The sequence below is a fragment of the Yoonia sp. 2307UL14-13 genome (assembly GCF_037572755.1).
Taxonomy (GTDB): domain Bacteria; phylum Pseudomonadota; class Alphaproteobacteria; order Rhodobacterales; family Rhodobacteraceae; genus Yoonia.
The window spans coordinates 1-8,222 of sequence record NZ_JBBIFZ010000017.1 but is presented as its reverse complement, the minus strand read 5'-3'; the positions used below and the strand labels follow the sequence as shown (position 1 = coordinate 8,222).

At 57.3% G+C, this 8,222-nt stretch carries 8 protein-coding genes, 1 tRNA gene and 1 pseudogene; 5 read left to right on the top strand and 5 right to left on the bottom strand.

Annotated features, from left to right (window positions below):
* The 4 genes and pseudogenes from V8J85_RS19940 to V8J85_RS19925 all read right to left on the bottom strand — a co-directional run.
* A pseudogene (locus V8J85_RS19940) lies at nucleotides 1-269 on the bottom strand (AAA family ATPase); the annotation flags it as partial.
* Between the two features lie 307 nt (nucleotides 270-576).
* A tRNA-Arg gene (locus V8J85_RS19935) sits at nucleotides 577-653 on the bottom strand.
* A gap of 42 nt (nucleotides 654-695) precedes the next feature.
* A complete protein-coding gene (locus V8J85_RS19930; RefSeq protein ID WP_339955537.1) occupies nucleotides 696-1,466 on the bottom strand; it encodes an ion transporter in 771 nt (256 codons plus the stop codon).
* Between the two features lie 29 nt (nucleotides 1,467-1,495).
* Entirely contained in the window at nucleotides 1,496-1,807 is a 312-nt protein-coding gene (locus V8J85_RS19925; RefSeq protein ID WP_339955536.1) for an ETC complex I subunit, read from the bottom strand.
* Here V8J85_RS19925 and V8J85_RS19920 point away from each other — a divergent pair.
* A complete protein-coding gene (locus V8J85_RS19920; RefSeq protein ID WP_339955535.1) occupies nucleotides 1,806-2,291 on the top strand; it encodes a hypothetical protein in 486 nt (161 codons plus the stop codon). The genes V8J85_RS19925 and V8J85_RS19920 overlap by 2 nt on opposite strands.
* Before the next feature lie 33 nt (nucleotides 2,292-2,324).
* On the opposite strand, the gene V8J85_RS19915 is transcribed toward V8J85_RS19920, so the two are convergent.
* A complete protein-coding gene (locus V8J85_RS19915; protein WP_339955534.1) occupies nucleotides 2,325-3,560 on the bottom strand; it encodes an aminopeptidase in 1,236 nt (411 codons plus the stop codon).
* A gap of 152 nt (nucleotides 3,561-3,712) precedes the next feature.
* Here V8J85_RS19915 and V8J85_RS19910 point away from each other — a divergent pair, with 152 nt between their 5' ends.
* From V8J85_RS19910 to V8J85_RS19895, 4 genes are all read left to right on the top strand, one after another.
* Nucleotides 3,713-4,564: an aminoglycoside phosphotransferase family protein gene (locus tag V8J85_RS19910; protein ID WP_339955533.1), complete on the top strand. Its 852-nt coding sequence runs from the start codon at nucleotides 3,713-3,715 to the stop codon at nucleotides 4,562-4,564.
* 90 nt (nucleotides 4,565-4,654) lie between these two features.
* Nucleotides 4,655-5,518, top strand: a complete 864-nt coding sequence (locus tag V8J85_RS19905) for an aminoglycoside phosphotransferase family protein (RefSeq protein ID WP_339955532.1) — start codon at nucleotides 4,655-4,657, stop codon at nucleotides 5,516-5,518.
* A gap of 89 nt (nucleotides 5,519-5,607) precedes the next feature.
* Entirely contained in the window at nucleotides 5,608-7,797 is a 2,190-nt protein-coding gene (gene uvrB, locus V8J85_RS19900) for an excinuclease ABC subunit UvrB (RefSeq protein ID WP_339955531.1), read from the top strand.
* Between the two features lie 24 nt (nucleotides 7,798-7,821).
* A complete protein-coding gene (locus V8J85_RS19895; protein WP_339955530.1) occupies nucleotides 7,822-8,121 on the top strand; it encodes a hypothetical protein in 300 nt (99 codons plus the stop codon).
* Nucleotides 8,122-8,222: the final 101 nt, after the last annotated feature.

Here is an 8,222-nt window from a genome sequence, read left to right as displayed (position 1 = left end):
AGGTGGTACATGCCGGTTGAGGAATGCACACGTTCCAAGACCCGCATCGCGCGCCGCTTGATCCGGCGCAGGTCCGCGTCCGTGACCAGCTCGTAGTCGTAGAGGCAATCGTCCTCGGTCATCCTCCCCTCGGCGACGGCCCGTTCCTGACCAGCCTTGCGGGTCCTCTTCAGGAACTTCCGAAACCGCTCTTCGACGCTTCGGAGCGATGGGACATCATCGAGAAACTTGAGATCATGGAATCGGATCGTGGAGTGCGAACGCGACATGGCGGAGTCCTTTCATGGCGCGGAAACATCCTCCGCGCGCTTCGCCCGGCCAAAAGGTGGCGGGCTGACTGATATGAAAGGTTCCGGAACCTGTGGAACGAACAGTGAACGACGTGCCCTTGGTGAGTCAATGCGCCCTCATCGCCATCCTCAGTTGAAAGGCCCCGAACCGGCAATGACCCGGAAAAGCGGCGTAAAACCCTGAAGACATGAGTAGAAATGCGATACGGCGTCTAGGTTCTTCAACAAAACCCGTCTTTTGTCGCAAAAACGGACTTTGGATGTCGAACGTCACGAGGAACAATCTTGGCGATCCGGGAAGGACTCGAACCCTCAGCCTGCTGATTAGAAGTCAGCTGCTCTATCCAGTTGAGCTACCGGACCGCTGGGGTTCATATCGCGTGCTGTGTGCGTGTTTGGCAAGTCTCATTTTTCGCGGTCTTTCAGCGCGCGTTCGATCGCCTCGAGCCGTCCGATGATCTCGGACCGGTATTCGTCTGTTGCCGCGTTCGTTTCCTCGGCATGGGCGTCCTGCATGGAGTTCACGATCAGACCGACGAGCAGGTTTACCACGGCGAAGGTCGTGACCATAATGAAGGGCACGAAGAAGAGCCAGGCGTAGGGGTAGATCTCCATCACTGGCCGGACGATGCCCATGGACCAGCTTTCCAGAGTCATGATCTGGAAGAGCGTGTAGCCCGATTGTCCGAGGCTGCCGAACCATTCGGGGAAGCTGTTGCCAAAGAGTTTCGTGGCCATGACCGCGCCGATATAGAAGATGATGGCCATTAGCACGAAGACCGAGCCCATGCCGGGCAGGGCGGACACGAAACCCTCGACCACACGCCGCAGCCGGGGCGCGACGGAGATGAGGCGCAGGACGCGGAGAATGCGGAGTGCCCGCAACACGGAGAGCCCGGCTGATGCGGGGACGAGCGAAATGCCGACGATCGCCAGGTCAAACAGGTTCCAGCCGTTGCGGAAGAAGCGCCCGCCATAGGCAAAGAGTTTCAGCAGTATTTCGACGACGAAGAAGGTCAGGCAGGCCCTGTCGAGCGCGAGGATCAGTGGCCCGGCCTGCGTCATCAGCCCCTTTGATGTTTCCATGCCGAGGATGACGGCATTGAATAGGATCACGCCGATGATCAGCGCATTGATCTGGCGGCTTTCGAGAAATGTCGTGACGCGGGCGCGCAGGCCGGGTTCGGACGGCTGGTCAGCTTTGGTCAATGGGTCCAGGCACCACGGCGGTTGGTGGCAAAATTTTCACCATAGCCGCCGGGGCGGATGTTGGCCTTGCGCGGTTTGGGTTCCTGCACGATGGCGTCGATGCCTTTATCGCGGGCGTAATCCAGCGCCTCTTCCTTGGTGTCGAAGGTCAGATGGACCTGGGCCTGTGTGTCGCTGGAGGAGGTCCATCCCATCAGCGGATCAACCTCGCGCGCAGTATCGTTTGTGTAATCCAGCACCCATTGCTTTGTCTTGGCCGTGCCTGAGGACATGGCGGTTCTTGCGGGGCGATAGATTCGTGCGCGCATGGGCGGTCTCCTGCGTTTGGCTTTATATGTGGGATTGGCGGGGTTTGCGCAAGAGATCGTGGCGTGGGTTGCTTCGCGGTTTGTGCGGCTGCATCATCCGGTTACTGCGGATGACATTATCCAGAGGTTCAAAATCATGCGACGCTTTGCGCGTTTTGTCGCTGTCTGTTTGGTTGTCATTTTGGTTGGCGCGTATCTGCTTTTGTTCCCGCCGTTCCCGCGTGTCCCGGAATTTGGGCGTGGTTTGCCAAGCCAGACAGCAACCGCGGCCTTTCAAGAGCGTTTGCGTGTGGCATTTCCCTTGCCGATGACCCGGAACGAAATCGCATCAGGTCTTATTGCCCAAGGGTTTGATGTCAGTAAAGACGTCGCGACCTTCGAAAAAACGCGATTTCCCTGCACGCTAATCTGGCGGATTTGGTGGGAAACGGAAGGCGAGGCCGTCACCGACATATCGGCCATGCATGGTAGCCGATGCCTTTGATTTTGATGGTTCAGTGATCCGATATCTTTCCGATCACGCCCATTCCCCGCCGCGCATCACGGGCACCCTTTCGCCCGTTTTCGTGATCCCGTCGATATCGACCGCATCCGAGCCCATCATCCAGTCCACGTGGACGATGCTTTGGTTGCCGCCTTTTTGCTTGAGCTCTTCGGGTGACAACTCTGATCCACCCTCTATCGTGTCCGCATAACACTGACCCACGGCGATGTGGCACGAGGCGTTTTCGTCGAAGAGGGTGTTGTAGAACAGGATCCCCGACTGGCTGATCGGGCTGGAATGTGGGACGAGGGCGACCTCGCCGATCCGACTGGCGCCGTCATCGGTGTTGAGCAGCGATTTCAGCACGTCTTCGCCCTTGGATGCCGTTGCCTCGACGATCCGCCCGGCCTCGAACCGGACGGCGATGTCTTCGATCACGTTGCCCTGATGGGCGAGCGGTTTGGTGGCGGCGACCGTCCCTTTGACCTTGTAGGCGTGCGGGCAGGTGAAGACCTCTTCGGTGGGGATGTTGGGTTGGCAGACAATGCCGTTCAGCGCGGGTGAGGCGCCGCCTTTCCAGATATGCCCGTCGGCGAGTCCAAGGTGCAAATCGGTGCCGGGGCCGGCATAGTGGAGTGCGCTGAAGTTCATGTCGTTCAGCCAATCGACCCGCTTTTGCAGGCGGGCCGAATGCGCCTCCCAATCCGCCACGGGATCGTCGCCGTCGATGCGTGACGCGGCGAATATCGCGTCCATCAGCTTGCCCTGCGCCTGTTCCACGGGCAGCTCGGGGTAAACCTTGGCCGCCCAGCCCGCGCTGGGATAGGCCACGATGTTCCAGTTCACTTCGAACCCCACGATCGGGTCCATGGCGGGTTTGGCGGCGAGCGAATTCGCTTTGGCCAAACGCGCGATCTTGGCGGGATCCTGTTCGGCCAGCATCATAGGGTCGTCACCCGTGATCGCCAGCCGGGCGGCACCAGATTTGTAGGCGGCGGCCATACCTTCGAAGAGCCAGTTCGGGGCACGGTCAAAACTTTCGTCCTGTGCGTGTTCATACCGGGCCAATGTGATGGCATCATCGTTGAAGAACGGTGTGACGATCCCGGCCCCGGCCTTGTAGGCGTGTACCGCGATCCGGCGCACCAGCGGCGCGGCCTCCATCGGCGCCGTAATGACGATGTCTTGCCCTTTTTGCAGGTTCAGCCCGATCCGCACCGCGACTTCGGCCAGTTTGTCCAGTTTGTCGGGGTCGATGTGGGATGACATGGGCAGCTCCTGTATGTTTGGCTTTGTCGAAACCTACGCGCCAGCAAAGGCGCGTCAATGGGATTTGAAGCCCGTGGTCCGATGCGGTAGGTCGACGAAACGGCCAGTTCCGGGCCGGAAGCCAACGATAGTCCTCGTAAAAAGGCGAGCTGATGACATCCGAAAACACTGCGATGGACGTGTGGGCAGAGCGGGTGGCGCGCCGTTGGAACCTGGAGCTGCAACAGACGATTCTCGACGGAGGTGATCGTGCGGTCTTTCGGGTCGATACGCCTCGGGGGCCGGGGGGGTTAAAGCTGAATCGGAAACTTGGATCTGAGGGAGGTGCCGTTCCCTTTCTTCGTGGTCTGCCCGACGGGATCGCGGTGAAACTTTGGCGCGTCAGTCCGTTGCGCCGCGCGATCCTGATGGAATGGCTGGATGGTCCGACGCTGGAGGACTTGTATCATAGCGGTCGACAGCAAGAGGCAGAAAAGCATTTGGTGGCGACGGCCGCGGCCCTAAAGAAAGTGCCATTTCGCCATGCCTTTATGTTCCCGCGTCTGGCCAAACAGATGCAAAATAAGCTTGATCGCGCGAAACGCGCCACATGCGAAGGGCCCAATGCCGATCTTTTTCTGCGGACCCAGCGATTGTTGCACCGCCTCATGGTGACGACGAGGTCCGAAACCGTCATTCACGGCGATCTGAGCTATCGCAATATCATCCTGACGCCGGATGGCCCGCGGTTTATCGATCCGAAAGGATATCGTGCAGATCCGGCGATGGATATGGCTTTGGCTTTGCCCGATCCGGGCAAGCAGACCGATCCGGCGCACTTTGCCGATCAAATAACCCGTCGTGCCGATGTGTTCGCTCCGGAAATCGGGGAATCGGCAGAGCGTCTGATCCAATGGGCCGCCGTGACCCGCGCAGTTCGCCAATTCTTTCGATCGTCCCGTGGTCAGCAACCTGTTGCTGCCGATCAATACATCAAGATACTTCTTGATCTTGCCGGGGCATGAATTTTCAACATTTTGGTACGCTAGTTCTCCTTATGTTGTTCGCATCGCTGTCGGGAGTGTATTGAACCGGAAGAGAAGGTGCGGGCACCAATGAGATTGAAAGAAAACCCCGATCAGATGACAGCACGCGCCATCGCGGCGCGATGGGGGCTGGAAATACATTGTAAAGTTGCAGAAACCAAACGCGCCGATATTTACAAAACAACTTCACCTCAGGGCAGTGCCGCGCTTAAACTTTACAAAAAGATCGGCGCTTCGGGTGAAGGAGCTGCCATCCAGTTTATGCGCGATCTCCCACCAAATGTTGGCCCGCGCATCTACCGTATCAATTTCCTGAGAACTGCCGTGCTTATGGAATGGTTGGAGGGGCACACTATCGAAAACCTGGTTGCGTCCAATGACGATTGTGGGGCCATGAAGCACCTTGCCACAACCGCCAATGCGATTGGCGCGGCAAACTTCAAATATCAATTCATTTATAAACGAGTGATCCCGAAACTGCAGCGAAAATTCGCCACATATTTGGCCCGGTCAAATGAAACAATGTCGGTCGAATTAAAACAGGCAATGCGACATCTGGACCATCTTGTCAAAACAACGACCAAAGAGCGTGTTGTCCACGGCGACCTACATTTCGGCAACATCATATTGACGCCCGAAGGTCCGCGTATGATTGATCCAAAAGGTTTACGTTGTGATCCCGCCTTTGAATTCGCCAAAAGCATATGCCGGCCTTTTGGTGAAATACCCCCAGATGACTTTGCCGCCCGTACAAAGAAAAGAGCAGAAATCTGCGCGGCAGATAACGATTTCGATCCATCACGCATTATTCAATGGGCGGTCGTGAGGTTTGCCCCGAGAACATTTCATCAACCCGACAAAAACACGAACAGCCATGCACTGCGGCCATACCTCAAGACGCTGCTCGACCTGACGGAAGGTGCCTTGAGCTGATGTTGAATTGCTGACGCCAACTGTCAGTAGCGCCTCTTGAACATCGCACCCAACGAGACAAGTATCAGAGCGAGCAAAGGAGCGTCCTGATGGCCCACGCAGACACCCATATGTACCTGTCGAATCCGGCCCCGGATGTGAAAACCCGCGAAAAGCTGGAGGGCGGAAAGCGGTTCGTGTTGCAGACCGAATTCGCGCCTGCTGGCGATCAACCCACCGCCATCAAGGAGCTGGCTGAAGGGATCGATGCCGGTGAGCAATCGCAAGTCCTGCTGGGGGCCACTGGCACCGGCAAGACCTTTACCATGGCCAAGATCATCGAGGAAACGCAGCGCCCCGCGATCATCCTTGCCCCGAACAAGACGCTTGCTGCCCAGCTTTATGGAGAGTTCAAAGGGTTCTTTCCGGAAAACGCGGTCGAGTATTTCGTCAGTTATTACGATTATTACCAGCCTGAGGCCTATGTTGCCCGTTCCGACACCTATATAGAGAAAGAATCCCAGATCAACGAACAGATCGACCGCATGCGTCATTCGGCGACGCGGGCGCTGCTTGAGCGGGATGATGTGATCATCGTGGCCTCAGTCTCTTGCATCTATGGTATCGGCTCGGTCGAGACTTATGGCGCCATGACGCAGGATCTGTATGCGGGTCGTGAATATGATCAGCGCAAGGTGATGGCTGACCTGATTGCCCAGCAATATCGCCGTAACGATCAGGCCTTTCAGCGGGGGACGTTCCGGGTGCGTGGGGACTCGCTCGAAATCTGGCCCGCCCACCTGGATGACCGCGCGTGGAAGCTGTCATTCTTTGGCGAAGAACTGGAGGGGATCACCGAATTCGATCCGCTGACCGGTGAAAAGACCGATACGTTCGAGAAGATCAGGATTTATGCCAACAGCCACTATGTCACGCCGCGCCCCACCATGCAGCAGGCAATGCAGAGCATCAAAAAGGAACTGCGGATCAGGCTCGACCAACTGGTCAGCGAAGGCAAGCTGCTAGAGGCGCAGCGGCTGGAGCAGCGCACGAATTTCGACCTTGAAATGCTGGAGGCGACCGGTGTCTGCAACGGCATCGAAAACTATTCACGTTATCTGACGGGCCGTGCGCCCGGCGAACCGCCCCCCACTTTGTTCGAATTCATTCCTGACCATGCCATTGTTTTCGCGGATGAGAGCCATGTGAGCGTTCCCCAGATCGGCGGCATGTACAAAGGCGACTATCGGCGCAAGTTTACGTTGGCCGAGCACGGGTTCCGCCTGCCATCCTGTATGGACAACAGGCCATTGAAATTCGAGGAATGGGACGCGATGCGCCCGCAATCCGTCTTTGTTTCCGCGACCCCAGCGGCGTGGGAGTTGGAACAGGCAGGCGGTGTTTTTACCGAACAGATCATCCGTCCGACCGGCCTGATCGACCCCGAGATTGAAATCCGTCCCGTTGAAATGCAGGTCGACGACCTGCTGGACGAGGTCCGCAAAGTGGCTGCTGAGGGCTATCGCACGCTGGTCACGACACTGACGAAACGCATGGCCGAGGACCTGACCGAATACATGCATGAGCAGGGGATCAAGGTCCGCTACATGCATTCCGACATCGACACGATCGAACGGATCGAGATCCTGCGGGATCTGCGGCTTGGCGCTTTTGATGTGCTGATTGGGATCAACCTCTTGCGCGAGGGGCTCGACATCCCTGAATGCGGGCTGGTGGCCATTCTTGATGCGGACAAGGAAGGCTTTTTGCGATCGGAAACTTCGCTGGTGCAGACGGTTGGCCGAGCTGCGCGGAACGCCGATGGCAGGGTAATCATGTATGCGGACAAGATCACCGGTTCGATGGATCGGGCAATGAAGGAAACCAACCGGCGGCGGGCCAAGCAGGTGGCCTATAATGAAGAGCACGGTATTACGCCGCAGACGGTGAAGAAGAATGTCGAGGACATTCTGGCGGGTCTTTATAAAGGTGATGTGGACATGAACCGGGTCACCGCAAAGGTCGACAAACCGATGGCAGGTGGGAACCTGCAGGCCGTGCTTGATGGGCTGCGGGACGACATGCGGAAGGCGGCGGAGAACCTTGAGTTCGAAGAGGCCGCGCGGTTGCGGGATGAGGTCAAACGGCTGGAGACGGTTGATCTGGTGGTGAGTGATGATCCGCTGGCAAGGCAGCAGGCGGTGGAGAAGGCTGTTGGTGATGCGCAGAAGGCCGCAGGGCGGAGTACGGCCGGGCGACCGGGGCAAAGGGGTGGGAATGTGAAGCGGCGGAAGAGATAACCAATATGCTAGCGATACTCGAGTATGATTAGCCAGAGTTTCAAGTCTACCTTTGATAGCAAAATCCGGCCAACACTGTTCGGAGTTTTACCAATCATTCTCTTTGGCTGGTTTTCTCTGCAGTTGTTTTTCTCCCACGAACCGGACTGGTTTGCGCGGCTGGGATCAGCTATGGTTGCTTATGCGATCTTGCAGTTTTCTGTGCGGCGAGAGCAGCACGGCAAGTCAGCACAGCATTGGGACCGCTATCGAGTCGTCGCACACCTGAATCAAATACGCGAGTTGGTGAAACTTCAGCAGGATGAGGTGCCCCTAGATTTGTAGACGCTTTGCCCCCTAACTTTGAGGCGAGGAGGCCGACATGGGGACAAGCAATTACAGCGACGATTTCAAGCGGGATGCGGTGCATCAGATCACGGTGCGGG

Coding starts and splice junctions, on each gene's coding strand:
- V8J85_RS19920 (WP_339955535.1), top strand. CDS start 1,806: ATGGGCGGTCTCCTGCGTTTGGCTTTATATGTGGGATTGGCGGGGTTT.
- V8J85_RS19925 (WP_339955536.1), bottom strand. CDS start 1,807: ATGCGCGCACGAATCTATCGCCCCGCAAGAACCGCCATGTCCTCAGGC.
- V8J85_RS19915 (WP_339955534.1), bottom strand. CDS start 3,560: ATGTCATCCCACATCGACCCCGACAAACTGGACAAACTGGCCGAAGTC.
- V8J85_RS19910 (WP_339955533.1), top strand. CDS start 3,713: ATGACATCCGAAAACACTGCGATGGACGTGTGGGCAGAGCGGGTGGCG.
- V8J85_RS19905 (WP_339955532.1), top strand. CDS start 4,655: ATGAGATTGAAAGAAAACCCCGATCAGATGACAGCACGCGCCATCGCG.
- uvrB (WP_339955531.1), top strand. CDS start 5,608: ATGGCCCACGCAGACACCCATATGTACCTGTCGAATCCGGCCCCGGAT.
- V8J85_RS19895 (WP_339955530.1), top strand. CDS start 7,822: ATGATTAGCCAGAGTTTCAAGTCTACCTTTGATAGCAAAATCCGGCCA.